This window comes from Campylobacter concisus (assembly GCF_003048615.2).
Classification (GTDB): domain Bacteria; phylum Campylobacterota; class Campylobacteria; order Campylobacterales; family Campylobacteraceae; genus Campylobacter_A; species Campylobacter_A concisus_C.
Window position 1 is genome coordinate 1672787 of the sequence record NZ_CP049263.1, and the last position, 26958, is coordinate 1699744.

A 26958-nucleotide genomic window follows, 5' to 3' on the forward strand; every position below is an offset into this window, starting at 1 on the left:
CTATTTAAATTCTAGCTATGTAAAATTTCGGTAAATTTTTTGTTAAAAATTTATTATTCTTTAATCTCATATTTATATAATTTCACAAAATAATAATGATTATTAAAATAGGAGTATATTATGAGATATAAGTTATCCATTGCACTTGCACTAACTCTTAGCGCAAATGCACTATTTGCAGCCAATAGCACCGATCTAAACAAGACAAACGATGCAGCCACTACCCAAAATGACACTAGCCTTGCAGAGGTGCAAGTAGTGGGTGATCTTTCAAAGACTGAAGGCACTGGCTCATACACAGCCGATAGGATGAACACCGCAACCGGACTAGGTCTAAGCATAAAAGAGACACCACAATCAGTCTCTGTCATCTCAAATCAGCTCATAAAAGATCTAAATTTAAAAGATGTAAATTCAGCTTTGCAATACGCCCCAGGAATTGCTGTTAGAAACGATAGTGGGCGCCTTAGGATAAATTCTCGTGGCTTTGATATAGATAACATACAAGAAGATGGTATCGCATCATCAGTCTCTTCATCAGTTCAAGGACCGCTTGGCTATTCTAAAGAATTTACAGATCTTGAGTTTTACGATAGAGTCGAAGTTTTAAGAGGTACAGCAGGCCTTACACAAAGTAATGGCGAGCCAGGCGGCACTGTAAATTTAGTTCGCAAACGCCCAACTAGCGAATTTGCTTTTAACACAAGCCTAAATTTAGGCAGCTGGGATAATTACCGAGGTACGTTTGATGTTAGCAATGCTTTAAACGAATCTGGCTCAGTGCGAGGAAGGCTGATCGGTGTTTTAAGCAAAAATGGCACATATAAGCACTACCGCAATGGCTGGCGTGGAGCGCTGGGCGGGATATTTGAGTTTGATCTAACTAATAAAACATTGCTTACTGCTGGACTTATATGGCAAAAGACAAGCGAAGTGTATGATATATACGGCGTACCTGCACTTGATAAAGATGGCAATAATTTAAATTTAGATAGAAAAAGCTATTTTGGTGCAAACTGGAACAATAGCATCTATGAAAAATATAATGCCTTTACAGAAATTTCTCATCAGTTTAATGATGATTACAAAGCCTATGCAAAGCTAAACTATACAAAAAGTGACGGCGTAATAAAATTTGGCTCAATGGGCGGAACAAATCCATATGATCCAGTAGCGCCTACTCCTTCTCATGATATTCGTTTACAAAAATACGACAATGGCTCAAAAGAGGTCAATCTAAAGCTTGGAGTAGATGGAAAGTATGAGCTTTTTGGACAAAAACACGATATCTTTGTAAATGGCTCACTTAGTAAGGAGAAATTTGTAGAGCATGATATCAGAATGCCAAGTATGTCTTTAGCATCGCTTGGGCTTGGCATAAATAACTGGAGCTCTTCAGCCATAGCCGAGCCAAACTGGGGTGGAACAAATGCAACTTTAAATAAAACTTTTACAAAAACAATTTACCAGCAAGCTCTAACAGCTGGCACTAGATATAACTTTAGTGATGATTGGCATATGATCCTTGGTGGAAGATTTGCTAGGGTAAAATATGACAGCTTTAATGAAAACCATAAAACTGGTGCAAGATCTGCTAACACCTATATCACAAAGTCAAAATTTTCACCTTATGCAGGCCTAACATGGGACTTTTTAAAAGATCATAGCTGGTACGTAAGCTACGCTGAAATTTTTAAACCTCAAAGCGCAACTGATGCAAATAAAAATGTCCTTGAACCAGTCGTAGGATACAACATAGAAACAGGCGTGAAGTCTGAGTTTTTAGGCGGCGCGTTAAATACAGCTGTTGCACTCTTTCAAATAATCCAAGAAAATAGAGCCATAACAGATCCAAATAATTCAAACTACTCTATCGCAGAGGGGAAGGTACGAAGCAGAGGTATAGACGCTGAAATTTCAGGCTCGATAACTGAGAGGTGGAGCGTGATGGCTGGATATACATTTAATAAAAGCGAATATCTAAAAAGTGAAAGAAAAACATCATCAAATGTTGATTACAACAAAGGGGCTGACGCTAAAAAGTACGTCCCAAGACATATGTTTAAGCTCTATACAAGTTACGAAATACCGCTTGTTGGCACTCAAAAACTAAGCATCGGCACGGGAGTTAGATACCAAAGCAAAACAAGTGGTATCTATATGAAAGACAATATGAGTTCAGGCTCAGCTATAAAATACTACGTACCAGCGCAAAAAGGTTATGCCCTTTGGGATGCAAATATCAACTACTTGATAAACGACAACTTTAGTGTAGGTCTGATCGTTAAAAACATAACCGATAAGAAGTATTTTTACAATACGCACAATAGAACCGCTGGTATGAACAACTTTTACGGCGAGCCTAGAAGCTTTATGTTAAGTTTTAACTACAAATACTAAATTTAATCCCAAGGCTTTTTGGCTTTGGGGTCTTAAATTTAAAGGAAAAATTTGAAAATTTTAAGGCAGTTTTTTGAAATTTCAGCTTGGTTTTGGCTAGATAAAAAAGCTTTAAAAGCATGGATAATCCTTGCCTTGATGATATTTGCAAGCCTTGGTGTGACAAAGATAGCAGTCTTGATGAATGAGTGGGAAAAACGATTTTACGACGCACTAAGCGCATTTAACAAGAGCCTGATCTTGCCACTTATAGGAGAATTTTTACTATACACGCTATTTATCGTAGTTTTCATAGTTTGTGGCAGCTACTTAAAGAAATTTCTCATCATTTCTTGGCGAGAGAGCCTAAGCTCAAAGCTAGAAGATCTTTGGCTTAAAAATTCTAACTTTTACAAGGTTACTCTTATAGATGCAAATTTCGACAACCCTGATCAAAGGATTGCTGAAGATAGTCTATTGTTTGTTCAAAGTAGCGTAAATTTGGTCAAGTCCTTCGTCTATAACATCGCAAATTTAGTAGCTTTTGTCTTTATACTTTGGCAAGCTTCTAAAATTTTAAAGGTTGATTTTGGTGAAATGCATTTTGAGATAAGTGGCTTTTTAGTCTATATCGCCATCATCTACACGCTCATTTGCTCGCTCATCACTCATCTCATCGGCAAAAAACTAAAGCCCCTCAATTTTGATAAACAGCACCTTGAAGCAAACTATAGAGCAAACCTGCTAATCCTTAGAGAAAATGCTGAAGCTGCCGCCTTTTTGGACGGAGCAAAGAGAGAAAAAGGAAGATTTAGAGAGAGCTTTTTAAAAATCGTAAAAAACTACAAAGATATCATCAACACCGAATTTAGACTAGAGTGCTTTAGCGCTAGCTACCTAAAGGTGACAAATCTAATACCAATCTTTGCCTCCTTGCCGCTTTATCTAGCTGGCACTATGAGTTTTGGCGACATGATGCAGGCAAAAACGGCATTTTATAAGGTTCAAGACGGTCTTGCGTGGTTTATGGACTACTACAAACAGATCATGGAATTTGCCGCTAGTGTAGAGCGTGTATATACTTTTGTAAGTGCGCTTAACAGCACAAAAGAAAGCAATGTTTTTGACAAAAACGACGATGCCATAACATGTAAAAATTTAACGATAAAAACTCCAAATGATGAAGTTTTATTTAAAAATTTAAGCTTTAGTTTAAGCCCTGGAAGATGGCTAGTGCTAAATGCAAAGAGTGGAGCTGGCAAAAGTACGGCTTTTAGATATTTAGCAAATCTTTGGCAATACGGCAATGGCGAGGTAAAGATGCCAAAAGATGGTGTTATGTTTGTGCCTCAAAAAAGTTATTTAACAAAATCAAGCCTCAAAGAGCTTATCTCGTACCCAAATGAAAACGCTTTAGCCGATAGTGAAATTTACAAAATTTTAGACAGAGTTGGGTTAGGCAAATTTAAAAATTTAGACGAAGTGTTAGACTACGCAAAGATAATGAGTGGTGGTGAAAAAGAGAGACTAAATTTTGCTAGAGTTTATCTTTTAAAGCCAAAATTTTTATTTTTAGACGAAGCAACATCAGCACTTGACATTGCTTCAGCGACTAAAATTTTGACAAATTTAAGAAGTGATTTTAAAGAGCTTGGTGTGATGATGATCACACACCAAAGTGAGCTTTTTGACCTTTTTGATGATGTGATAAAAATCAAGAATGAGTAAATTTGACTGCAAAGAGCAGCCAAATTTATTTAAGCTTTTTTAGTGAAAAATCCAACGTAAATAGCGTAGATAAAGCCTATCACTACGGCATACGGGGCAAAAGGTGTGATACCAGCTCCTGAGCTTGCTAAGATAAAGTTATGACTTATCGCAGCACCAGCTCCCATGCCTAAAACAAATACGGCTGAGCTTAAATTTCCAGCTCCCATTTGCACTAGGTGCTTGCCAGGGCAGCCATAGCTTAAGCTAAAGCAAAGGCCAGCGAGCGTCATACCTAAGAAATTCCAAAGCATATCATTGTGAGCGATAGGTTGTCCTTCAAAGCCAAATTTGTATTGATTTAGCACTAAATTTGTGATGCTTGCAAAAAGAACGATAGAGACTATGCCATAAAACATCGAGAAGTCACGCTCGAAAATTTTACTGATAGCTCCCACTGAGCAAAATTTACTTCTTTGCATAAATGCACCGATGATGATGGCACAAATAAGCGAGATAAATAAATTTGCATGCTGTGAGCCTGGACCTTTTTCTGAGCTAAATAATGCGCCATTTTCGCCAAGTTTTAGACCAAAGATAAGTGCTAGTAAAAGCAAAATAGCGATGATTAGTGGCAAAAACCCGATAGCCTTTGCGGTGGTTTCGCTCTCAGGCAAAATGTAGCCATTTTTCTTAAAAGCTCGTCCCACAAATACGCCAGCAAACAAGCCAACAACGCCAGCTATGGCGGTCATATCTCCGCCTCCAAGACGTAAAAACGCTCTCCAAGGGCAGCCTAAAAATATGAGGCAGCCTATCATCGCAAACACGCCTAAGAAAAACCTAGAAAATGCCGCACTACCAGATACTGGAGTGAAATTTCTGCTCCAAAGCATGCTGGCTAGAAAGCCTCCGATGATAAGCCCTAAAATTTCAGGCCTTAGATACTGCACGACTTTGGCCTGGTGAAAGCCAAGCGCGCCCATGCTATCTCGTAAAAAGCAAGCCGCACAAACGCCCATATTTGCTGGGTTGCCAAAATGAACGAGCACCGGACCAAGTATGCCAAGGCTCGCACCTGCGATGATGTAAAGTAGTGTTTTGTTCATGTAAATTCCTGTGTAAGGGTAAAACCAGACTGGTTTCTTAAACGACATTTTAATAATCATTAAATAAAACAAAGATTAATTTTTTGTAAAACAGAAGTGGCTAAAATATGCAAAAATTTCATAAAAAGGACAAATGATGAAAGATTTTATGAGCTATGCAGATAGCCTGAAAATTCTAAAAGATACGATAAATGCGTGGGAGAAGGTCGAAAAAGTGGCTATCACAGATGCGCTTGATAGAAATATCGCCTATGATGTGAAAGCCGCTGAAAACTACCCAGCAAAGCCAGTTTCGGCTATGGATGGCTACGCTTTTGCCTTTAAAGATGGCCTAAACGAGCTTGAGCTCATCACAGACCTTCCAGCAGGTAGTGACAAAGGGCTTCATGTGGAGGGCAGCAAATGCGTCAAAACCTTCACCGGCTCGCTAATGAGCGAAGGCACCGACACTCTTGTGCCAGTTGAAAATGTCGAGGTTAGCGGCTCAAAAATAATCATCAAAAAGAGCGTGCCAAAGGGCTTTGCTGTGCGAGCAGTGGGTGAGAGCTACAAAAAAGGCGAAATTTTAATAAAAAAAGGCACACGTCTAACATACTCTGAGATCGCGCTTCTTGCGGAGCTTGGCGTCTTTCACGTAAGCGTCTTTATCCGCCCAAGGGTGGCGATACTAGCAACTGGCAGCGAGATAAAAGACCTTGGCGAGCCTCTTGATAGTCCAGCGCAAATTCACAGCTCAAATCACGTAGGCATCGCTATGCAGATACGCAAAATGGGCGCGGAGCCGATCCTTTGTGAGATCGTAAGAGATAAGGCCGAGCTTGTCGAAAAAGCGATCATAAATGCGCTAAAATCAGCCGATATCTTAGTGACGACTGGTGGTATCAGCATGGGAGACTATGACTTTGTAAAAGGCGCTTTAAATGAAAATTTTAGCCTCATCATCGAAGGCGCTGCGATAAAACCAGGCCGCCACATCAGAGTGGCAAAATCAGGCGACAAATACATCTTTGCGCTGCCTGGATTTCCTTACTCGGCGATGGTTATGTGCGTGCTTTATGTAAGAGTGCTTATAAACACTTGGTTTAGCCAAGAAGAGCCAAAGATCACGGCGATAATGGACGAAGACTACAAAAAACGCTCGCCATTTTTGGAATTTACAGCAGTAAATTTAGAAAACAGAGATGGCAAGATCTTTGTAAATTTAAACGGCAAAAAGCTTGGTAGCTCAGCGATCGTAAATAACCTAACAAACGAAGCTGCACTGCTTATCATCCCAAAAGAGACAGAATTTATCGCAAAAGGTGAAGTGGTAGAAGTTTTAAAGATGCCTTGCTAGGAAATTTTAAGGAGAAAAGTTGGACGCATTAGAACTTCAAACAGCCATAGTTTTTATAGCTATGGCTACGATCGCCTTTAGTATAGATTTTTTTGCGCACAAGCATGATGAGAAAATTTCATTAAAGCAAGCTGTTATTTGGTCTATTTTTTGGGTAGGCGTTTCGGTACTTTTTGGCATATATTTGTATATTATGCGAGGTAGCGAAATGGCGAGCCTTTACTTTGCTGGATATGCGCTAGAAAAGTCGCTATCAGTAGATAATCTCTTTGTTATGATGGCAATATTTTCATGGTTTAGTGTACCAGAAATTTACCGCCACAGGGTGCTTTATTTTGGCATCATAGGAGCTGTGATTTTTAGGCTCATCTTTGTTGCTATTGGTACGACACTCTTTGCCATCTCACCTTGGATGGAGATGGTATTTGCCGCAATGGTTGCTTATAGTGCTGTCATGATGATGAGAAAAAGCGACGATGAAGAGGCGATAGAGGATTATTCAAACCATATAGCATATAAGGCTGTTTACCGTTTTTTTCCAGTACTTCCTAGGCTCTTGGGGCATAGTTTTTTTGTTAAATGTAGTGAAATTTCTGAGCAAATTTCAAGTAGTGAAAGAGCAAACTTAGACACCCAGATCTCAAAGCTAAAAGCTACATGGATCGCGACACCACTATTTTTATGCCTTTGTGTGATTGAACTAAGTGACGTGATGTTTGCCTTTGATAGTGTTCCAGCTGTCATTGCCGTTAGTAAAGACCCTATCATTGTCTATTCTGCGATGATATTTGCGATACTGGGGCTTAGAACACTTTATTTTGTACTTGAAGCACTTAAGAGCTTTTTAGTGCATTTAGAAACAGCAGTGATCGTACTTTTATTTTTCATCGCAGCAAAACTAACACTAAATGCTTCGGCCCACATTTTTCATCATGGATTTGAAATTTCAGCACAAACTAGCCTTTTTGTCATTTTAGGCATTCTTGGAACTGGGATAATAGCGAGTCTGTTTAAAAAATAATGCGCCGCCACTAAGATGTAGCGGCAAAATTTGGTTAAATTTTGGCTTTTTTAATAGCTTGCTCTAGATCAAAGATAAGATCGTCCGCATTTTCTATACCGATAGCAAGCCTTAATAACCCATCGCTAATGCCTATCTTCTCTTGAAGTGCCTTGTCGTAAGACTCGTGCGTCATCGAGGCTGGGTGGCAGATGAGACTCTCAACTCCTCCAAGGCTAACCGCTAGGTCAAAAAGCTCTAAGTTTTTAACAAAAATATTCTTATCGTATCCATCTTTTAGCTCAAAAGATATCAAGGCACCGATACCGCTTGCCTGCGCTTCTTGCATGGCTTTTTCCTCTGCTGAGTATGAGCCAGCGTAGTGTATAGCTTTAACAGCATCACTATTTTTTAGAAAATCTATGATCTGTAGTGTGTTTTGGCTTTGTCTATCAAACCTCACGCTTAGTGTTTTTAGCCCTTTTATCAAGCTATAAGCCTCGAGTGGGCTAAGAGTAGCGCCAAGTGTATTTTTCATAAATGCTATGCGCTCAGCCAGCTTTTCATCATTTGTAGTCACAACGCCAGCGATCACATCCGCGTGGCCACCGATATACTTTGTCGCGCTATAAACGACGATATCAGCGCCAAATTTTAGAGGCTTTTGATAATAAGGCGTCAAAAATGTGTTATCAACCACCACAAGCGCACCCTTTTCATGCGCGAGCTTTGCAAGACGTGCTATGTCGGTCACTCGCAAAAGTGGATTTGATGGAGTTTCAATAAAGATCATCTTCACGTCATCGTCAAGTTTTGTTATCTTGTTTAGATCATATGCAAGCTCAAACTTGATCCCGTAAGCGTCAAAAAGCCTGTTTGCATATCGATATGTGCCGCCATAGACATTGCTATTTAGTATCACCTTATCGCCGCTTTTTAGCAGACCAAAGACTGCACTAGTTGCCGCCATGCCAGAGGCTAGAGCAAATGCAAATTTTGACTCTTCAAACTTTGCAAAAATCTCCTCAAATGCATTTCTAGTTGGGTTTGCACTCCTTGAGTAAGCAAATTTGCCAAACTCACCAAGACCCTCTTGTACAAATGTCGTAGCCAGATAAATAGGCGGTACGACCGCTTTGTGTGGGTTGTTTTTGGCTTCTAGCCCTTTTACTATCAGTGTATCTACTTTCATATTTTTCCTTTAAATTTAAAAATCCATAGCCGAGATAAATTTTTTGATGCGAGGCAAATCGCTACTAAAAAATTCCTCACTGCTACCGTCGAATGCTATATTTCCGCCCTCTAAAAACAAAATTCTATCTGCCACACGCCTTGCAAACGCCATGTTGTGCGTGACGATGATTAGAGATTTATGCTCGTGGCTAAGCTCGCTAATAACCTTTAAAACCTCCGCTTCAAGCTCTGGATCAAGCGCGCTCGTAGGCTCGTCAAGAAGCAAAAATGACGGCTTCATCGCAAGTGCTCTCGCTATTGCCACGCGCTGGCTCTGTCCGCCTGAGAGTCTGCTAGGATACTCGTGCTCTTTGCCCTTTAGTCCAACTTTTTCAAGCAGGCTAAGAGCCTCTTTATCGGCCTCTTCTTTTGGAACTTTTAGCACCTGTGTTGGCCCCTCGGTGACGTTTTGCAGAGCGCTAAGATGTGGAAAGAGATTAAAACTTTGAAAGACCATGCCTGTTTTTTCACGAAATGGCAACATATCTTTTGCTGAAATTTTTGTGCCAAATTTGATCTTTTCATCTCCAAGTTCCAACTCACCGTTATCTGGAATTTCAAGTAAATTTATACATCTAAGAAGAGTTGATTTGCCAGAGCCAGAGCTGCCTAGTATGACCGTGGTTTGGGCGTCTTTAAACTCTAAATTTAGATCATTTAGCACTGTGTTTTGGCCAAATTTTTTAGTTAAATTTCTAAGTTTTATCATCACACATACCTTGAAAATCTTTTTTCTAACCTAGCTTGCAAAAATGTAAGCACGGTGCAGACGATGAGGTAGTAAAGTGCGGCTAGCAGATAGAGTGTGAGCGGGTCAAAGCTCCTTGCGGCGATCCTTTGGGCGACCATAAACATATCAACCATCGTGATAGAAGCAGCCAGCGAAGTGTCTTTTAGCGTGCTAATAAAGATATTTGAAAGTGGTGGTAGCGAGATCCTAGCGGCTTGTGGGGCGATGATACGGCGCAAAGTTTGAGCATAGCTCATGCCAAGCGAGGTCGCCGCTTCCCATTGCCCTTTTGGCACCGAAAGCACGGCTGCTCTAACGGCTTCTGACGCATAGGCTCCAATATTTAGACTAAAAGTGATAATAGCCGCACTCCAAACATCAAGCGCGATACCAATTATTGGAAGACCAAAATAAACAATAAATAGTTGAACCAAGAGCGGGGTCCCACGAAATATCCATATATAAAATTCGCTCACCTGCTTTAAAAAATTAACATCAGCTATGCGAAATATCGCCGTTAGCACCGCTATCACAAGCCCTAGAAAAAATGAGACCACTGTAAGTGGCAAGGTAACTTGCACCATCGCCACTGCCATAGGCCAAAGCGAGTCTAGTACTAGCTCACTTATTCGCTCAAACTCGCTCATTCAACTTACTTTGTGATATCTTTGCCAAAATATTTGACAGAAATTTCAGACAATTTTCCCTCTTTTGAAAGTTCATCAATTGCTTTATTTACTGCATTTACAAGCTCTTCATTGCCTTTTTTAACTAAAGCTGCAGAATAAATAGGCTCACTACCTTTAGCCGCTATTTTTAGAGGTGCATTTGGGCGTTGTGCAATGTAATCATAAAACGTGACAGTATCGTTTATTGTAGCATCAGCTCGTTTAGCGATAATAAGCTCTACACCTTTACTAAAACCATCAACTGTTACGATTTGTGCACCATATTTTTGTGCGATACCAGCCCAGTTACTAGTGGCAGAGTGCGCACTTTTTTTACCTTTTAAATCAGCAAAATTTTTTATATCATCATTGTCTTTGCGCGTAACAAGCGCAGCATATGCAACTGTATAAGGCAATGTGTAATCATATTTTTTCTTACGATCTTCTGTAATACTAACTTGATTAAATACTATATCAGCCTTATTTGCATCAAAAGCTGCAAGCATAGCATCCCATGGGGCTTCTACAAATTCTGGTTTCAAATTCAGCTTTTTAGCCACTTCACGCGCTATATCTACATCAAAGCCTGTGAGCTTATCGCTTTTGTCATGATAAGAATACGGAGAATAAGTACCCTCTGTTGCTATTTTTAAAACACCGTTTTCGATAGTTTTTGCATTTGCGTTAATTGCTAGTACTAGCCCAGCAACAGCCAAGATTGAAGATTTTAATATTTTTTTCATTGATTATCCTTTTTAAATTTATATTGTTGGCTATTCATCTAAAAAGGAAAGTATAAAAGCGGATAAATTTCTTTTTAAATGTTTAGCGACTTGCTAAGCACTTAAAAAGAAATTTGTGCTTAGCGCTCAGACCTTTACTTTGCAACACATGTCGCACATATCGTTTTTCATTGGATACCTTTCGTGTGAAATTTGACGGTAATTTTACTTATGAAATTTAAATAAAAGTAAAATTACCTTTAAAAATTTGGCTTTAAATTGCTAGAAATTTAAATTTACTGCATATTTATGCTTCCAGCTGGAGCGGGCATATCGCCTTTTTCATCTACAAATGGAGGGCCTTTTTGAAGTAGCGCAGTCACTTCAGAGGCAACCTTTGGATCCATCTTGGCCATGATGGTTGATATCTTTTTCGCATCAAGGGCGTAAAGTATGGTGGCTGCGTTTGACCTTGGCATTTGCGAGAGCACTTCGGCTGCTGCGCCATCTTTCATTTTGGCGTAGGATTCATTGACTTTATCAGTCGTCATCGTGCGAAGCTCTTTTAAAATTTTCTCATTTTTAGCGACAACTTCGTCGATCTCTTTGCGCTTTTGCTCGATCACTTTCATCGTCGCATTTAGATCAGCCTCTTTTTTGGCGAGCTTTTTGTTGTTCTCTTCATAAGCCGCAGCCGAGCTTGCTCGAAATACCTCTAGAGCTTGGCGCTGCTCATCGATGACCTCAAGTTCCTTTGAAATTTCCTCTTTTCTAGCTTCGAAGATCTGAGTGCAATCAACTGGCACTTCAAAGCAAAATGCAAAATTTATGACCATAAAAAAGAGTAAAACAGCTCTCATTACGCCTCGCTTCTGGCTGCAAATTTCATAACCGCAAACTCATCAAGAGCAAGCGCTTCAGCCTTTTGTATGCGTTTTATCTCTTTTTTAAATTCTTCTTTTTCTAGATATTTCATCTTTTCATACTCTAAATTTGCATTTTTATATTTGTGCTCGTAGTGCAAGACCTCTTTTTTTGCTATCTCTAAGCTCTCTTTGCAGGCACTCAGCTCGGCTCTTGCTATATTCATGAGCTCTAAATTTTCTCTTAGCTCGCCTATGTTGCCGCTTTTTGGCAGGCTAAATTCGTTGAGCTTGGCCCTTAAGAGTGCTATTTTTTCTTCAGCATTTCTTACATTTAGCCTAGCAACGACGAGCTTAGCCTCTACCTTGTCCATCTCCTGCTTTTTGACGCGGACGACGGAGGTAAATTTGCTTTTCATCTAATGATCGTATCGCTTCTTTCAGGGCTTGTTGAGATATAGCCGACCTTCACGCCAGTTAGCTCTTCGATACGCTCGATATATGCTCTTGCGTTTGCTGGTAGGTCTTCATACCTGCTGATGCCTTTTACGCTGTCCCAGCCCGCAAGCTCTTCATAGATAGGCGTTGCATTTTCAAGATCTGTTGGCACGTAGTCGATAGTTTCGCCGTTATATTGATATGCTTTGCAAATTTTTACCACTTCAAAGCCATCAAGCACGTCAAGCTTCATAAGCGCATAAGTATCGACGCCATCGAGCCTTGAAGCGTATTTTACGCTTACTGCGTCAAACCAGCCACAACGTCTGCGGCGGCCTGTTGTTGTGCCAAATTCTTTACCGATCTCACACATCTTATCGCCATTTGTGCCTTTGTCTTCAGTTGGGAAAGGTCCGTGTCCTACGCGAGTCGTATATGCTTTGATGACGCCTATTACCTTGCCTATCTCTTTTGGATTTAGTCCAAGGCCTGTGCAAGCGCCAGCGCTTATGGTATTTGAGCTAGTTACATAAGGATATGTGCCGTGATCGATGTCTAAAAGTGTGCCTTGAGCGCCTTCAAGTAGGACTTTTTTGTCTTCATCAAGCGCTTTCCAAACTAAATTTGTAGTGTTTGCGATAAATGGAGCAAGTACCTCTTTATATCTTTTTAGCTCTTCAAGTAGCTCATTTTCTTCAGGTATCTTTACGCCAAGAGCGTCAAATACTGGTTTGTTTGTTTCAAAATCATGCATCAAAGCATCGCACAAGCGCTCTGGCTCAAGTAGCTCGCCAACTCTGTGGCCGCTTCTGCTTATCTTGTCTGCGTATGTTGGTCCGATGCCTTTGCCAGTTGTTCCGATCGCTTTTTCGCCTTTTAAGCGCTCTTTTGCTTGATCGACTTGGCTGTGGTAGCTTAAATTTAAGTGTGCTTTGTCGCTTATATAAAGTCTGCCCTCTAAGTTGTCAAATTGTGCCATCTCAGTAATGAGCACCTCTGGAGAGACAACGACGCCGTTGCCGATGATATTTATGATATTTTTGTGCAAAATTCCGCTTGGGACAAGGTGAAGTGCGTATCTTACGCCATCGACCCAGATCGTATGACCAGCGTTGTGGCCACCTTGAGAGCGACAAATCATGTCATAGTTTAGTCCTAGCATATCAACTATCTTGCCTTTACCCTCATCACCCCATTGAACACCAACTACTAAATCAGCCTTTCTCATTCTTACTTCCTTAAATTAATTTTTTCTTCTATCAATGCATCAGTATAAACAGCGAATCCGCTGCCTGAAATATCGTCTATTTCATAGTTTCCACCACTTGCTAAGATGGCGTTGTCTTTTAAAAATCTAAAAAATAAACTATCATAATATCTCATTTTTGAGTAATATAGCGGAACTATTCTTAAATTTTTATATTCTAGTGATTTCGCTACGTTTTGTAAATTTTTTAGTGCCTCTTTTAGCTTATCAGGGACTAAATTTACTATCTCATCAAGCTCGCTAGCGTCCTTTAAAAGGGCTAGTTTGCTAAGCCACGGCACGTTTTGAGCTAAAATTTTTTCTAGCCATGAGTTTTCAAAAATTTCTATCTCTAAGTTTAAAATTTCGCAAATTATCCTTGGGATTTGCATATTGCTAAGCTGCAAACAAGCGCCGATCTCAAGCTCGCTAAAGAGCTTTGCTACGATGTTTATGCTCTTTAAGATGTCGTTTTCGCCGATAAGCTCAGCGCCTATTTGATAAATTTCTTGGCTTGGGTAGCGAAAGACTGGCTGGATGTAAAACCACCTCTTTGGCTCGTTTGCTTTAAGTCTTCTAAGCACGATCCTAACGGTATCAACCGTGCTATCAGCCCTTAGGCTTATCTCGTGGTTTAGACTGTCGCTAAAGCGCAGAAGGTTTGTCGCATCTACGCTTAGATGTTGATGATACGAAAAAAACGGCGTTACGATCTCGCTAAAACCTTCATCTTCTAAAATTTCACTCGCTTTTTGCTCGATTTTTCTCTTTAGTTTTGCACTTTTTGCAAAGTAAAGTTTGCTTCCTACAGGTATCTCGTGCTCATAGATACTTAAGGCATTTTCATTCATTATGATCTCCATTTAATTTTAAGACACTATCAGACAATTTTATTGCATCCTTCGCTAAATTTACAATATCTTCTTTCTCTTCTTTTGAGATTATACCATCTAAAATTTCAGCTAAATTTACATCTATTTTTTTAATATTATTCTTATAGTTCACTATTTCTTTTTTTAGTCTTAGACTTATTTTATTGTCACGTTTAAGAGAATTTATCACACGATACATAAGCTCTTTTGTACCAACAATTTTGTAAAGTATCTCATAGTTTTCATCGTTTTGATAATCTTTCACATCTGAATATGAAGGTAAAATAAATTTAAATTTAACCGCTTCATCCAAACTTAACTCAGTGGCAAAAAAACGTCCTTGAAATCTAGTAAAACCAAATCCTAAAAATATTTCAAATATGCTTTTGTCTTCTATATTTTTTATCATTGCATCAAGCTTAAATGTACTTGAAATATACCTTATCATGCGCATAGTCTCAAGTGCTTCCTTCGAACTAAAAATTTGCTTACAAAACCGTTTATCAACATTGAACCTATTCGCTTTTAGCATACCCAATGCTTCAATAGAGCCTGAATAAGAGGCAAAGTCATCTAGTGAAAAACTTACTCCCAGCTCTTTATAAGCATCTATATAATTAGAAACGTCGTCTAAATTCGCTCCATTTGCAGCATCCACTATGTCTATAATGAGCCCACTTGCGTCTAGATTTTCATCTTTTAAAATTTCTTTAAATTTTTCAAAAAATTCTGCTGTTAATAACTTTTTAATGCCTAAATTCACTCTAACCTTTGCATCTATTCCCTCTTTTAGCCATAATTCCCTAGCCTTTAGAGCATTTTTTAATGCAAATAATGCAATTGCAATAGCTGCTTTTGATGCTTTAGTTAATGGAAGAAAATCGGATGGTTTTAATACCTTATCTCCATTTTTCCATCTAATAAATGCTTCAAAACTAATAATTTTTCCAGTTTTTATATCAACTTCTGGTTGATAAAGTAAAAACATCTCGCCAGCTTCAATGGCCTTAAGAATTTTTGAACCATCTCTATATTCGTTTTTAAAATAATTATCTTTCTTTGCGTTAAACAAATAATACTTATTTTTACCATCAAGTTTTGCTTGATACATAGCCCAGTCCGCCCTCTCAAGCAAGTCATCGGCGCTTAGTGCATCACGACTTAGACTAATACCAACACTAACGCTAAGTTTTATATCACCCTCTTCAATAGAATTTTTTTCCTTTGCTATTCTTAAAATATTATCAGCTGTTTCATATATTTCACCAAGATTTTCATAGGAAGCAATGCCTATAAACTCATCTCCGCCAATTCTAGCAAAGACACCCTGCTTTGGAAAGATTTCGTCTATTTTTTTAGAAACTTCTACTAATAATTTATCTCCGACTTGATGACCATATCCGTCATTTACCGATTTAAAGTCATCAAAATCAACATAAAAGGCAGCTATTTTAATACCTTTGTTTACTTGCTTTAAGAAACTTTCCAATTTATTAAATAATAAAAATCTGTTAGGTAATCCAGTTAAAGGATCATGGTAGGCGATAAATTCTAAATACTCTTTATTGTAACGCTCATCGTTAGCACTTGAGGCTAAAAGCAAATATCCCTCATGCTCACTAAATGCATTTAAAAGCGCACTGACACTTATAACCTCGAGTCTATTTTTGCTTTGAACATCATAAACAAGACCTTGCCAATAGCCTTCTTTTTTAAGTGATAACAAAATCTCATTCCTAATGTCTTTTAGTCCTGTTTTTAAACTCGCTATATCTCTAGAGCAAATTCTATCCAAGAAAATTTCATCTTTTTTAGCATTAAAGGTATCAAAAAATGCATCATTTGCATCCACTACTCTTAATTCATCATCAAGCATGACAATTTGTTCTTTTGAATATGAAAATATCTTTGCCAAAAGATCCTGATAAGTAAAAAAGCTATTTTGCATACTAAGATCTTGCATTGTGCCTTTTATAACACTTGCTTGATTATTTTCAAATGATATTGCCCTGGCTCTAATCTTCACATAAATAATCTCTTTATCAGCTCTATAAAGACGTACTTCACCGTTATACTCATCATCTTTTTTTATAAGATCAAAAAAGTTTTTAAAACTTGTAAATTCGTCAACAAATATAGTCTTAGCACGTTCAAAATTTACACTCATATCACCGCTTAACGTATAGCCAAGCGACTTAGCTATTGCATTTGGTATATAAAGCGTGTCACTCTTTTTGTCCCATGAAAAGACAAGTGCTTCACTCGCCCAAAGAATGACTTGAAATTGTTTAAGCTCTATATCATATTTTTCTTGTAGCTTTGAAACATCACTTAAATCGTTAAAGAAGTACATGATTCTCTGATCTTCACCATCGTTTGAACCTACAAATTTTACTTTTACTTTAAACGGTGCTTTTCTATTTTCATTTGTTTGCATATTAGCAATAATGCTAATTTCACTATTTTGACTACCATTTTCGAAGAAATTTTTAGCCTCAGTCAAAACGCTAGTGACAAACTCATCAAGACTCTCAGGACTTAGTAAATTTTTTAAATTTATAAGTTTTTCATCTTGTGATACTTTAAAAATAGCATCGATATTTTTAGTACTTCTTGTAATGGAAAATGGATCGTCTTTCAAAGCCTCTGCTATTACATTTGGTGACAAAAAGGTATAGTCATTTAACGCATCATCATCTTTTTGTGTAATTTTTCCTTCATCTGGCTCTCGTATAAGCATAAAATTTAGTCTTGCATCTCTTAGTTTAACTTGAGACTCTTGCAAAAATCCTTCTCGAACATTGCCATCTTTTGTTTTTAGCTTTATTTTAAAACTTACATCACTATTTTGCGCATCTTGTTTCGTCTGCATAAATAGTGCAAAATCGCCATCAATTAAATCACTTAAATTTAACTTTATAATCTCATCTTTTGTGTAGCCAAACGAATGCAAAAAGGCATTACTAGCATCTACGATATCACCAGCATATGCATCATAAACTACTATTTTTAAAAAACTTTGTTCAAATATATATCCAAATCTGCTCTTATATTTCTCCATTTCATCAGTAGCTCTAATAGTCTCAAGCTTTAATTTATTTATACCTTTTCTTATATCTTCAAATTCGATTACATTAAGGCCTTGCTTTATCTCTTCTTCATTACCATCAAGACTGTCTTTTAGACTATTTATAGCTGGTAGAACTTTACCTTTTATAAATTTTGCATCCATGAACCAAAATATAGAAAATCCAACAAAACAGATAAGAGACAACCAGACCAGTAAAAACTGCATAAAAATTTGAAAATGTTTTGTCGAAGCAGTAATAACAAATATATTATATTCTTTCATGTAGCTTATTAGATAAAAGTTCATATATTTCAAAGAATAAATTATCTTATCTTCTTTAAACTGCTCCCCAAGACTAATATAAGGATCAAATAGCGGCCGATCAAATTCTCTATAAAACTTATCTCTCGAAAAATTTCCATATTTATCTACTAGATAAGTATAAGCTTTTATCCGTTCATCATAATCTACATCAACACGACTTTGCAAAAGATTTTGATTAACTTGAACCAATATTTTATTTCCATTTTTTAGTCCATAAGCTATATAAATTCCTTTAATGCGCTTATTTTTGTAAATACGATTTGAGATAATAAATTTACCAGGATACGCATCATTTAACCAAGGCATATTATCTACTGTTATGTCGCTGGCCTCATCAAATTTTCTTGAATATAATAAATTCAAATCTTTATCTAGTATATAAAATGCCGAATAAAAATCATTTTTTGTAGTATTTTCATCAAATAGTGCACTCTCAAGACCAGCCTCTATTAATTTTGACCTTAAAAAAATATCGTTTTTTACCATAGTAAAACTATTTGAGATTGATAACTTTACTTTAGAATTTAATGAATAAAGATCATATTTTACGTCACTTAAACCAGCTACAATAACAAATAGTGCCAAAAATAGAAACGAAAGTAGTAGTAAAACGATCTTTGCGTAAAATCTTTTGATTATCTGCAAACTAGATTTTGGACTATTAAACACGGCAAAGACCTCGCTAATTTAGGTTTAGCGTTGATTTTACCCCATTTTTACTTGATTTGGGTTTATAAATATAATACTTATTTAAATTTTATTGATTTGCTTAAATTTGAGCCAAATATCGCTTTGAAATTTGGCTCTTAAATTTTAATATATCCAAGTAACTACTTCAGCTCTTTGTCTGCGTAGTTTTTCAGGTTGTGGGTTTAGGCGGTAGCCAAATGGCACTACGATAGCCACTCTTTTTTCGCTCTCATCAAGGCCTAAAATTTCATTTAAAGCGTGTCTGTCAAAGCCTTCCATCGGGCAGCTGTCAATCCCAAGGCTAGCGGCTGCGTTCATCATATTTGTCGCAGCTATCATGCACTGCTCGTGTGACCACTGAAAGGTTAGCTCATCGTCATTTTTAAAATTTGATAGTAGAAAAAATTTCTGCCTTGCAGCGATAGCTTCAATATTTTTGTCGTCTCTTCTAGCGATCATTTTATCGATATAGCTACTACCAACTTTTACCTCTTTGATCTTAGCTAAGATGACAACCAAATGCGAGCAAGAGGTGATTTGCACTTGGTTCCACGAAACAGCTTTTATCTTCTCTCTAAGCTCTTTGTTTTGCACGACCAAAAAGTCCCACTGCTCAAGCCCAATTGAGCTTGGGCTTAGCCTGCCAGCCTCCAAGATAAAGTCAAATTCGCCAGCGCCTATCTTTTTGCTCTCATCAAAAATTTTGCAAGCGTGACGAAATTTTAAAATTTCAAGATAGTTCATCATATCTCCTTTGTTAAATTTCTTGACATTATAAAGCGACTAGGTAAATTAAAAGAAATTTAGCCAGACTTTAGCTGGCCTTAAAATAGGCTAAATTTAGCCTAGAGTTAGTTTAAAAATATATCAAACTCGCCTTTTTGGACCGCTTGTGCGATGATGGCTGAGCGCTCATAGCCAACCTCTTTTAGGCGCTTTAGTGCTAGGCTCGCATCGTTCTCACTAATAGCTAGCAAAAGTCCGCCAGAAGTTTGCGCGTCATATAGCAAGATATCAGCCTCTTTGCTCACAAAATGCTTTGCAAATTCGCGGTTTTTGTAGCTTCCCTCTGGGATGATGCCCATATCGGCAAATTCTTTCGCACTTGCGATCACTGGCACATCTTTTTCAAAGACATTAAAGCTGATCTTGTCGTTTAACATCTCGCTTAAATGCCCTAAAAAGCCAAATCCAGTCACATCGGTAGCGGCATAAACTTTGATACCACTTAGTGCTTTTAGAGCGTAGAAATTTAGCTGAGCCATGATGCTTGCGACCTCATTTATTTGCTCCAAACTTAACAGATCAGCCTTGATCGCTGTGCTTAAGATGCCGCTGCCAAGGGGCTTTGTAAGGATCAAAACGTTACCAACTTCTGCTGTGTTGTTTGCCCAGAAATTTTGTGGGCTCACCTTGCCAGTCGCACTTAGCCCATAATACATCTGCTGCGTTTCTATCGTGTGTCCGCCAACGATGACGCCGCCACACTCTCTTACTTTATCGGCTCCACCTTGTAAAATTTCGCCTAAAATTTCAGGTGCAAGGTTGCAGCTATCAAAGCCCACGATGTTTAGGGCGTTTATCACCTCGCCACCCATTGCAAAGACGTCGCTTAGGCTATTTGCAGCAGCGATCTGACCGTAGATAAATGGGTCATTGACTACTGGCGTGATAAAGTCAAGCGTCTGAACGAGCGCAAGATCGTCTGAGAGCTTAAAAACGCTCGCATCTTCGTTTGAGCCTATGCTTGAGAGCAGGTTTGGATGAGATAAATTTAAACTACTAATCGTTTTGTGAAGACCCGACGGGTCAAGCTTAGCAGCTCAACCAGCGGCTTTAACGAACTGCGTAAGCTTTTTGTCGTGATAGATCATAGTTTGATTTGCTCGTGAGTTGAGAGTATGTCGATGATCTCATAAGCGTTTGAAATTTCGCCAACTGCAAGATCGCTTACTAGTTTATAAGCCTCCAAGCAGCTTCCGCAGCTTAAAATTTGAACGCCAGCAGCTTCAAGATCTTTAAGCGGCTTAAAGCTTGGATGTGAGCGGTTTGTTGTCATTTTAACGGCGTTATTTACGCAGATGATTATCTTTGGTTTTTTCTCTACTTGAAGAAGTGCGCCTAGGAATTTTGATAGCAAATTTATGCCAACATCGCCGCTACCTGCACGCTCTTCGTTTAGATAGAGCACTTTTTCATTTTTTGGTGTTATGTCGCAGACAAATTCATCAAAATTTGTAAGCTCAAGTGCGCTTTTGCCCTTGATGGCTAAAATTTTAGTCTCATTGCCGTTGCTTTCTAGGCTAAATTCTATATTTTGATTTTTCAAAAATCTTGAGATATTTTCTTTTGGAGCTAGGGCATTTACGATTATCTCTAGGCTCTCTCCCTCATTTAAACCCTCAAGTGCGTTTTTAGTCATGATGACTGGTTTTGGGCACTCTAAATTTCTACAATCAATTGTTCTTGTCATTGTTTTTCCTTTGTGATTAGTATTTCAAACCTTGAAACTGATTTTGGATTATAGCTAAAAAATATTAATTTTTTAAAAGGATTTGTGCTGTGAAATTTGCTATAAAAGAGAGTTTGACCCTGCGTAAGCCGCAAGGTCAAGGTTAATTATTTTAAATTTGTGTAAGATTTTTCGTAGTCAGATACTGGGATCTTGTTTTCTTTAACAAGCTCTTGATACCAGTAGTGGTGAAGAACATAGACCTCTTCTTCTTCTTTGTATCCAGTGATCATTGACCAGATAGCGCCATGTATAGCGATCGCAGCCATATAGATATGAACTAAGAAAAATACCGCACAGACGATACCAAGGCAGTTGTGGATAACTACACTATATCTTAAAAGATCGATTTGTTGGATACCAAACCAACTAGCAACTGCTGGTTCTTTAAGATCCATGAAGTACATGATAGCACCAGTGATGATCATCACGATACCACCAGGGATAGCGATCCAGTACCATGCTTTTTGTCCTGCGTTAAATTTACCAGCTGGGACTGGTCTTTTCTTCTTTGAAAGATAACCACCAACTATCATCATCCATCTGATATCATAAACAGCTGGAAGCATTCTGATAGTCCAAGCAAATAACATAGGAAGCACAGAAATAGCAAATATAATAGTCGCTATATCGTGCAAGTATCTACAGAAACGCACAAATGTGCCACCGCCAAGCTCTGCACCCCACATGATGATGATACCAGTTGGCACCAAGATGATCCAAGAGATCGCAGCCAAGCCGTGAGCTATACGTTCGATTAGTGAAAATGCAAATACTTTTTTGCCCTCGTGACTAAAGTGTTTTGGTCCGATGATCAAGAAGTGTAGCACGAACGCGCCGATAACAGCTAAAATGATAGAAAGTGCAGCTATCGCGAAGTAGTCGTTGCCTTGTATAAAAGTAAATATCGGGCCCCAGCCATGCTCATAAGGCTTGATATTTTCTATCCTCTGTGCTGCCCAAATGGTGCTGTCAAATTGATTGACACCAGTTGGTCCTTCAATGGCCATTGCCACAACAGACAATGTAAAAAGTAGAGTAAGAATTCTCGTCATTTTATTCCTTTATTTGCTAAAGCTTAAATGATTTAAGCTTTGGTTAAATATGCTAAAATCACACAGCTATGCCGTTTTGCGGCTATTATATCAGAGCTAATCACAAGCAAACCTTAGCAAAAAAGATTACTAAAAATTTTATAAAAAACATTTAAGTTTTGTTAATTTTTATCGTTTTTGATCTGAAAATTTAGCTAAAATAAAGCCAAATTTTAGTTCAAAAGGACCGCACTATGCATCTTTTTTGCCTTATATTTGATGAGTACGAGACGCTTGATCTCATGGGGCCAGTGGAGTTTTTAGCAAGGGTGCCTGAAATGAAGATAAGCTACGTCTCGTTTGATGGCGGGATGAAAAAAAGCAAGCAAGGCTTTTTTATAAAGACCAAAAAGCTTAGTAAGATGCCAAAAGAGAGCGCTTTGCTACTTCCTGGAGGTCAAGGCACGAGGGCACTTGTAGATGATAGTGAGTTTATCTCAAGACTTAAAGAGTGCGTTTTGGCTTCACAATTTTGCCTAAGCGTATGCACTGGCTCGGCGCTCATCGCTCGCACAGGAGAGCTTGACGGACTAAAGGCTACCTCAAATAAAAGATCGCTTGAGTGGGTAAAAAGTTGCGGCGAAGCTGTAAAGTGGCAAGAGCGCGCTAGGTGGGTGAGGGCAGGTAAATTTTACACAGCTTCAGGCGTGGCTGCTGGCATGGATATGGCGCTTGGATTTATCAGTGATCATTTTGGCAAGGAGCTAGCCCAAAAGATCGCAAATGAGACTGAATACAACTGGCAAAAAAGCTCAAAGTTAGATAAATTTGCCAAAATTTATGGGTATTAAATTTAAAATAGCTTGTGACCTTTTGATAAAGTCAGAAATCTACTAAATTTAATAAGGATAGCAAGTCAAAATAGCTTTAGCAAAAAGTATTAAGATAAATTTTATAGATAATAAATTTAATCGGTTCGCAGTCTAGTTAGAAATTTGCCAAATTTAGTAAGTTTAAATTTTGAAAACAAAAATACATTCAAGATAAATTTTTAAATTTAAGCAGTTTAAGCTTTTTTTCGAAATTTACAAGCCAGATAAATTTGACCTAAATTTAAAAAGCCAAATTTACCTTCAAAAAATCAGCCTAGTTTCTGTGCCTATACTCTTCGTATCCAAATTCACGGATCATCTTTATTTCGCCATTTTCTTTTAAAAGCAGAAGATCAGGCAGTTTTATGCCGTTAAACGTCGTATTTTTCACGATGGTGTAGTGAATTTGATCTTCAAAGATGACGCGGTCGCCGATTTTTAGCTCGCTATCAAATTTATACTCCGCATCGCCCGCTTCAAGTCCCACTATATCGCCAGCTAGGCAGGTATTGCCACCAAATCTATAAGCAAATTTGCCGTTTTCACTCTCGCCTCTAACGGCTGGGCGGTAAGGCATGAGCACGGTATCTGGCATGTGCGCCTCAGCTGAGGTGTCAAGGATGGCGATATCTTTCTCGTTGTGCACGATGTCAAGCACGCTGCTTATCAAAAAGCCAGTCTGCCAGCCCACCGCTTCGCCAGGCTCAAGATAGACCTCTACGCCGTATTTTTCGCGAAAGCGCCTAATTATCTTTATAAGTAGCTCCACGTCGTAATCAGCCCTCGTGATGTGGTGACCGCCGCCCATATTTATCCACTTCATCTTTGGTATAAACTCGCCAAATTTCTCCTCAAATGCCTCCAGCACGACTTGCAAGCTGCTCGCACTCTCCTCGCAAAGCGCGTGAAAATGAAGCCCCGTGATGCCATCAAGAAGCTCTGGCTTAAAATTTGCTCTCGTGATGCCAAGCCTGCTAAATTTAGCGCATGGGTTGTAGCTATCAGTTGGCGCGAGCGAAACCTCTGGATTTACGCGCAGTCCGCAGATGATGCCGTTTTGTAGGGCAATGCCTTTAAATTTTTGCCACTGAGCAAAAGAGTTAAATGTGATGTGCTTTGAAATTTTTAAAATTTCATCAAAGTCCTCATCTTTAAAGGCTGGGCTATACGTGTGGATCTCGCCTTTTACGTATTCGCTCGCAAATTTGGCCTCATGAAGCCCACTGCAAGTAGCTCCGTCAAGGTATGAGCCCACCAAGTCCATCACTCCGCTAAATGCAAAACCTTTGAGCGCTACTAAAATTTTAGCTCCGCTTTGCTCTTTTACATACTTTAAAAGCTCTAAATTTTTACGTACTTTTGCCTCTTCGCAGACGTAGGCTGGGGTTTTTATGCTTTTTAAAATTTCGTTCATCTTCTATCTCTTTTGTAAATTTTCAAATAAGTATATCTAAATTTATTTTTAAGTAAAATCAGCAAAAATTTCAAAGGATAAAATGTGATAGAGATCGAATTTCTTGGGCCTATCGGGCTTGAGAGTATAAAAGTAGAAGCAAAAAATTTAGGCGAGGTAAAAGCGGCCTTAAGCGAGAAAGAAGAGCTTAAAAAGTGGCTAAATATCTGCGCTGTGGCTGTAAATGACGAGATCGTAAGCGATATAAATTTCGCTCTAAAAACGGACGATAAAATTTCTATTTTACCGCCAGTTTGTGGAGGCTAAGATGCAAATTTATAATGGAAGCTTGGACGTTCAAAGCATCACAAACGAGTGGTATGATAAATTTAAAGATAAAAACTGCGGCGCGCTCATCACTTTTGTGGGCATAGTAAGAGAAGAGGGCGGTATTTCGGCGCTTAGCTTTGATATCTATGAGCCGATCCTTAAAAAATGGCTAGATGCTTGGCAGGAGCGAGCCAAAAAAGAAAATGCCTACGTGCTCTTTGCTCACTCAAAAGGCGATGTGCCAGTGCATACGAGCTCTTATGTAGCAGGTGTAGTAAGCCCTCAAAGAAAGGTCGCACTAAGGCTTATAAACGAGTTTGTCGAGGACTTTAAGGCAAATGCACCTATCTGGAAATATGACGTGATAAATGGCGAGAGAATTTACGCTAAAGAGCGCAGCCAAGCGATAAATGGCGCCGGACTTTTGGCATAAAAAGGACAAAAATGATAACCAAAGAGAGTAAAAAAGATGTTTTTTGGGCGCTAGCCTTTGGGCTTGGGCTCTTTGCCTTTAGTATCGTTGGATATTTTTACCTAGATCTTGGTACGCCATCTCTTTTTGGTGTCATCGTTGGTGCCATTTCAACCTTTTTTTGCGTGAGAAAGATCTTGCAAAACAACTTTTTTGAGATAGATGATGATGGATTTGTCATAAAAAAAGGCTCAAAAAATATCAAATTTTTCTTCAAAGATATCGATGAGATCGCCATTAAGAGTTTTGGCGATAAGAAAAAAGTCGATGCGCTAAGTGTTAAATTTAGAAAAAATCGCCTTGATAGAGATGCGTGTTTTGGCTTAGTGCAGGCGCTTGGTGATGATATGATCGTCATTTTTGACAGATATGAGCTTTCACAATTTACACTTTCAAAAGAGCTTAGAGATAGGCTGACTAAATTTAAAGATAGGGCGTAAAAATCCATCTTTAAATTTTAATTTTGCAAACCTATTTGTTTAGATAGGCAGCAAGCCAGCACAAAAATACAAAGACAAAGATGATGGCTGACATGATAAGTGGCGTCGTGGTCGTAAAGAGTGCTAGCATGGCTGATGAGACGATACCGCTTCCATATTGCAGTGAGCCAATGAGAGCATTTGCTCTGCCTTTCATCTCTTGAGGTACTTGATTAAGAGCGGCTGCGTTTGAACAAGAGGCGATGATACCGTTCATACTAAAGACGAAAAACATAGGTATGATAACGCCCCAAACTCCGGCGATACCAAAAAATGTAAGCGCTAAAAGCAAAGCCGCAGCGACAAAAGCGACTGTGCTTGAGGTGATAAGAAGCGAATTTAGGCTAAATTTATTGACCAAGCTTTTGTTTAAAAAACTCAGCGCCGCCACACCAAGTATATTTACGCCAAACAAAAATCCATAGTACTTGCTCGGTATGCCAAAATAATCTATATAAACAAACGACGATCCCGTGATAAAGGCGTATGCTGCGATGTAAAAGAAGGTCACGCTTAGAGTGTATTTCATAAATTTGGCATCTTTTATAAGCACAAAATAGCTCTTAAACGAGTTTATCATCGGCTCTTTTGAGCGCTTCTGCTGTGGCAACGTCTCTGGCAAGAAGAAGATAAGGATAAACAAAAAAGCACTTGCAGCTGCCATTAGCCAAAATATCCAGTGCCAAGTGCCAATCTCTAGTAATGCGCCACCAAGCAGCGGTCCTATGATAGGAGCTGCAGCCATGATGATGACTAAGTTTGAAAGCATCTTTGCAGCTTCGCTATTTTCAAAAACATCGCTGATCATCGCACGGCTAAGCATAGGTCCCACGCACGCGCCTGTGGCTTGAAAGATACGCCAGATTATCACTTCGCTCATGCTTTGTGACATGGCACATCCGATGGAGCCAACGACAAAGAACGCCATACCGATAAATAGCGGGAGTTTTCGCCCTATCCTGTCGCTAATGGGTCCCCAAATGAGCTGTGCGATAGCAAAACCGATCAAAAAGCCAGTGATCGTTAGCTCCGCATCGCCATGAAGCTGTCGCTCCATCGTAGGCATGGCAGGCAGATAGACGTCCGTTGATAGCGAGGTGCAGGCCATTAAACCGCTTAGGATGACTAAAAACCAAATAGATGTTTTTGTTGATTGCAAGATTCCCCCTTTTTAGCTGCGATTAAGATTTCGTAGATATAGCATAAATTTATAAATTTACAGCAACAAGCGCCCAAAACTAGCTTTGGACGTAAATTTAGAAAATTTGCTTTGATGGAGTGAGGTAAATTTATCAAGTTTTTGTTTGGCGAAGAGGTTTAAATTTAAAGGCAAAAATTAGGCAAAGTGACTTTTATCTAGACGAGATGGTTTTAAATTTTGAGGCAAGAGCTGCCAATCTGGTAATGACCGAGCAAAATAAAATTTAATAGAACTCTGACGAAGTATCGTGAGATGGATTTTGGGCTTTGCATCCCCAA

General features: G+C 38.7%; 24 protein-coding genes. 8 read left to right on the forward strand and 16 right to left on the reverse strand.

Going from position 1 to position 26958, the window contains the following annotated elements; genetic code table 11:
* The first annotated feature begins 120 nt into the window (after positions 1-120).
* Positions 121-2400, forward strand: coding sequence for a TonB-dependent siderophore receptor (locus CVS89_RS08330; protein ID WP_107847369.1), 2280 nt, complete (start codon positions 121-123; stop codon positions 2398-2400).
* 51 nt (positions 2401-2451) lie between these two features.
* Positions 2452-4107 carry an ABC transporter ATP-binding protein/permease gene (locus tag CVS89_RS08335; RefSeq protein ID WP_107847367.1) on the forward strand — a complete coding sequence of 552 codons (1656 nt, stop codon included), beginning with the start codon at positions 2452-2454 and terminating at the stop codon, positions 4105-4107.
* Positions 4108-4136: 29 nt separating this feature from the next.
* Here CVS89_RS08335 and yedE read toward each other — a convergent pair whose 3' ends face one another.
* Positions 4137-5195, reverse strand: a complete 1059-nt coding sequence (yedE, locus tag CVS89_RS08340) for a YedE family putative selenium transporter (RefSeq protein WP_107847365.1) — start codon at positions 5193-5195, stop codon at positions 4137-4139.
* A gap of 136 nt (positions 5196-5331) precedes the next feature.
* Between yedE and CVS89_RS08345 the strand changes: the two genes are divergently transcribed.
* Positions 5332-6531 (forward strand): molybdopterin molybdotransferase MoeA, encoded by a 1200-nt coding sequence (locus CVS89_RS08345; RefSeq protein ID WP_107847364.1) that lies wholly within the window; start codon positions 5332-5334, stop codon positions 6529-6531.
* Between the two features lie 19 nt (positions 6532-6550).
* Positions 6551-7552 (forward strand): TerC/Alx family metal homeostasis membrane protein, encoded by a 1002-nt coding sequence (locus CVS89_RS08350; RefSeq protein WP_107847362.1) that lies wholly within the window; start codon positions 6551-6553, stop codon positions 7550-7552.
* Positions 7553-7586: 34 nt separating this feature from the next.
* Here CVS89_RS08350 and CVS89_RS08355 read toward each other — a convergent pair whose 3' ends face one another.
* The 13 genes from CVS89_RS08355 to CVS89_RS08415 form a co-directional block, all read right to left on the reverse strand.
* On the reverse strand, positions 7587-8723 hold the full coding sequence (locus CVS89_RS08355) for a trans-sulfuration enzyme family protein (protein ID WP_107847360.1): 1137 nt from the start codon (positions 8721-8723) through the stop codon (positions 7587-7589).
* A gap of 15 nt (positions 8724-8738) precedes the next feature.
* On the reverse strand, positions 8739-9473 hold the full coding sequence (locus CVS89_RS08360; protein WP_107847358.1) for an amino acid ABC transporter ATP-binding protein: 735 nt from the start codon (positions 9471-9473) through the stop codon (positions 8739-8741).
* The gene (locus CVS89_RS08365; protein ID WP_107847356.1) at positions 9473-10141 is read right to left on the reverse strand and encodes an amino acid ABC transporter permease; all 669 of its coding nucleotides are present in this window, start codon (positions 10139-10141) and stop codon (positions 9473-9475) included. Before CVS89_RS08365 ends, CVS89_RS08360 begins: the two co-directional genes overlap by 1 nt.
* Before the next feature lie 5 nt (positions 10142-10146).
* Positions 10147-10905: an amino acid ABC transporter substrate-binding protein gene (locus CVS89_RS08370; RefSeq protein ID WP_021086143.1), complete on the reverse strand. Its 759-nt coding sequence runs from the start codon at positions 10903-10905 to the stop codon at positions 10147-10149.
* Between the two features lie 275 nt (positions 10906-11180).
* Complete coding sequence (locus CVS89_RS08375) at positions 11181-11744, reverse strand: MotE family protein (RefSeq protein ID WP_009295375.1); 564 nt, start codon at positions 11742-11744, stop codon at positions 11181-11183.
* Positions 11744-12166 carry a flagellar export protein FliJ gene (locus tag CVS89_RS08380; RefSeq protein WP_107847354.1) on the reverse strand — a complete coding sequence of 141 codons (423 nt, stop codon included), beginning with the start codon at positions 12164-12166 and terminating at the stop codon, positions 11744-11746. The genes CVS89_RS08375 and CVS89_RS08380 overlap by 1 nt, the downstream gene beginning before the upstream one ends.
* On the reverse strand, positions 12163-13413 hold the full coding sequence (locus tag CVS89_RS08385) for an adenylosuccinate synthase (RefSeq protein WP_012140419.1): 1251 nt from the start codon (positions 13411-13413) through the stop codon (positions 12163-12165). The genes CVS89_RS08380 and CVS89_RS08385 overlap by 4 nt, the downstream gene beginning before the upstream one ends.
* Before the next feature lie 2 nt (positions 13414-13415).
* Positions 13416-14282 carry an ATP phosphoribosyltransferase regulatory subunit gene (locus CVS89_RS08390; RefSeq protein ID WP_103590397.1) on the reverse strand — a complete coding sequence of 289 codons (867 nt, stop codon included), beginning with the start codon at positions 14280-14282 and terminating at the stop codon, positions 13416-13418.
* Positions 14275-18183: a diguanylate cyclase domain-containing protein gene (locus CVS89_RS08395; RefSeq protein ID WP_159070845.1), complete on the reverse strand. Its 3909-nt coding sequence runs from the start codon at positions 18181-18183 to the stop codon at positions 14275-14277. Before CVS89_RS08395 ends, CVS89_RS08390 begins: the two co-directional genes overlap by 8 nt.
* A 327-nt stretch (positions 18184-18510) precedes the next feature.
* A complete protein-coding gene (locus CVS89_RS08400; RefSeq protein WP_107847350.1) occupies positions 18511-19131 on the reverse strand; it encodes an NAD(P)H-dependent oxidoreductase in 621 nt (206 codons plus the stop codon).
* A 107-nt stretch (positions 19132-19238) separates the two neighbouring features.
* Positions 19239-20261 carry a selenide, water dikinase SelD gene (gene selD, locus CVS89_RS08405; RefSeq protein WP_196088139.1) on the reverse strand — a complete coding sequence of 341 codons (1023 nt, stop codon included), beginning with the start codon at positions 20259-20261 and terminating at the stop codon, positions 19239-19241.
* Positions 20258-20860, reverse strand: coding sequence for a sulfurtransferase-like selenium metabolism protein YedF (yedF, locus tag CVS89_RS08410; protein WP_107847348.1), 603 nt, complete (start codon positions 20858-20860; stop codon positions 20258-20260). Before yedF ends, selD begins: the two co-directional genes overlap by 4 nt.
* 146 nt (positions 20861-21006) lie before the next feature.
* Complete coding sequence (locus CVS89_RS08415; protein WP_107847346.1) at positions 21007-21954, reverse strand: formate dehydrogenase subunit gamma; 948 nt, start codon at positions 21952-21954, stop codon at positions 21007-21009.
* A 233-nt stretch (positions 21955-22187) separates the two neighbouring features.
* Here CVS89_RS08415 and CVS89_RS08420 point away from each other — a divergent pair, with 233 nt between their 5' ends.
* Entirely contained in the window at positions 22188-22784 is a 597-nt protein-coding gene (locus CVS89_RS08420; RefSeq protein ID WP_107847344.1) for a DJ-1/PfpI family protein, read from the forward strand.
* Positions 22785-23079: 295 nt separating this feature from the next.
* Here CVS89_RS08420 and nspC read toward each other — a convergent pair whose 3' ends face one another.
* Positions 23080-24219: a carboxynorspermidine decarboxylase gene (nspC, locus tag CVS89_RS08425; protein WP_107847342.1), complete on the reverse strand. Its 1140-nt coding sequence runs from the start codon at positions 24217-24219 to the stop codon at positions 23080-23082.
* 84 nt (positions 24220-24303) lie between these two features.
* Between nspC and CVS89_RS08430 the strand changes: the two genes are divergently transcribed.
* Genes CVS89_RS08430 through CVS89_RS08440 form a run of 3 tightly spaced genes read left to right on the forward strand, consistent with a single transcriptional unit; the run spans position 24304 to position 25440 of the window.
* Positions 24304-24525: a MoaD/ThiS family protein gene (locus CVS89_RS08430; RefSeq protein WP_103581808.1), complete on the forward strand. Its 222-nt coding sequence runs from the start codon at positions 24304-24306 to the stop codon at positions 24523-24525.
* A 1-nt stretch (position 24526) separates the two neighbouring features.
* Positions 24527-24961 (forward strand): molybdopterin synthase catalytic subunit, encoded by a 435-nt coding sequence (locus tag CVS89_RS08435; protein WP_009295363.1) that lies wholly within the window; start codon positions 24527-24529, stop codon positions 24959-24961.
* Positions 24962-24972: 11 nt separating this feature from the next.
* Positions 24973-25440, forward strand: a complete 468-nt coding sequence (locus tag CVS89_RS08440; protein WP_103581807.1) for a molybdate transport repressor — start codon at positions 24973-24975, stop codon at positions 25438-25440.
* Positions 25441-25471: 31 nt separating this feature from the next.
* Here the strand turns inward: CVS89_RS08440 and CVS89_RS08445 are convergent, their stop codons facing one another.
* Positions 25472-26638: a multidrug effflux MFS transporter gene (locus CVS89_RS08445; protein ID WP_107847340.1), complete on the reverse strand. Its 1167-nt coding sequence runs from the start codon at positions 26636-26638 to the stop codon at positions 25472-25474.
* Positions 26639-26958: the final 320 nt, after the last annotated feature.

Excerpts from the sequence above, each read along its gene's own strand:
- yedF (WP_107847348.1), bottom strand. The coding sequence starts at position 20,860 with ATGACAAGAACAATTGATTGTAGAAATTTAGAGTGCCCAAAACCAGTC.
- nspC (WP_107847342.1), bottom strand. The coding sequence starts at position 24,219 with ATGAACGAAATTTTAAAAAGCATAAAAACCCCAGCCTACGTCTGCGAA.
- CVS89_RS08360 (WP_107847358.1), bottom strand. The coding sequence starts at position 9,473 with ATGATAAAACTTAGAAATTTAACTAAAAAATTTGGCCAAAACACAGTG.
- CVS89_RS08365 (WP_107847356.1), bottom strand. The coding sequence starts at position 10,141 with ATGAGCGAGTTTGAGCGAATAAGTGAGCTAGTACTAGACTCGCTTTGG.
- CVS89_RS08345 (WP_107847364.1), top strand. The coding sequence starts at position 5,332 with ATGAAAGATTTTATGAGCTATGCAGATAGCCTGAAAATTCTAAAAGAT.
- CVS89_RS08420 (WP_107847344.1), top strand. The coding sequence starts at position 22,188 with ATGCATCTTTTTTGCCTTATATTTGATGAGTACGAGACGCTTGATCTC.
- CVS89_RS08385 (WP_012140419.1), bottom strand. The coding sequence starts at position 13,413 with ATGAGAAAGGCTGATTTAGTAGTTGGTGTTCAATGGGGTGATGAGGGT.
- CVS89_RS08370 (WP_021086143.1), bottom strand. The coding sequence starts at position 10,905 with ATGAAAAAAATATTAAAATCTTCAATCTTGGCTGTTGCTGGGCTAGTA.
- CVS89_RS08400 (WP_107847350.1), bottom strand. The coding sequence starts at position 19,131 with ATGAACTATCTTGAAATTTTAAAATTTCGTCACGCTTGCAAAATTTTT.
- CVS89_RS08380 (WP_107847354.1), bottom strand. The coding sequence starts at position 12,166 with ATGAAAAGCAAATTTACCTCCGTCGTCCGCGTCAAAAAGCAGGAGATG.
- yedE (WP_107847365.1), bottom strand. The coding sequence starts at position 5,195 with ATGAACAAAACACTACTTTACATCATCGCAGGTGCGAGCCTTGGCATA.
- CVS89_RS08355 (WP_107847360.1), bottom strand. The coding sequence starts at position 8,723 with ATGAAAGTAGATACACTGATAGTAAAAGGGCTAGAAGCCAAAAACAAC.
- CVS89_RS08390 (WP_103590397.1), bottom strand. The coding sequence starts at position 14,282 with ATGAATGAAAATGCCTTAAGTATCTATGAGCACGAGATACCTGTAGGA.
- CVS89_RS08435 (WP_009295363.1), top strand. The coding sequence starts at position 24,527 with ATGCAAATTTATAATGGAAGCTTGGACGTTCAAAGCATCACAAACGAG.
- CVS89_RS08415 (WP_107847346.1), bottom strand. The coding sequence starts at position 21,954 with ATGACGAGAATTCTTACTCTACTTTTTACATTGTCTGTTGTGGCAATG.
- CVS89_RS08375 (WP_009295375.1), bottom strand. The coding sequence starts at position 11,744 with ATGAGAGCTGTTTTACTCTTTTTTATGGTCATAAATTTTGCATTTTGC.
- CVS89_RS08440 (WP_103581807.1), top strand. The coding sequence starts at position 24,973 with ATGATAACCAAAGAGAGTAAAAAAGATGTTTTTTGGGCGCTAGCCTTT.
- CVS89_RS08395 (WP_159070845.1), bottom strand. The coding sequence starts at position 18,183 with ATGGTAAAAAACGATATTTTTTTAAGGTCAAAATTAATAGAGGCTGGT.
- CVS89_RS08330 (WP_107847369.1), top strand. The coding sequence starts at position 121 with ATGAGATATAAGTTATCCATTGCACTTGCACTAACTCTTAGCGCAAAT.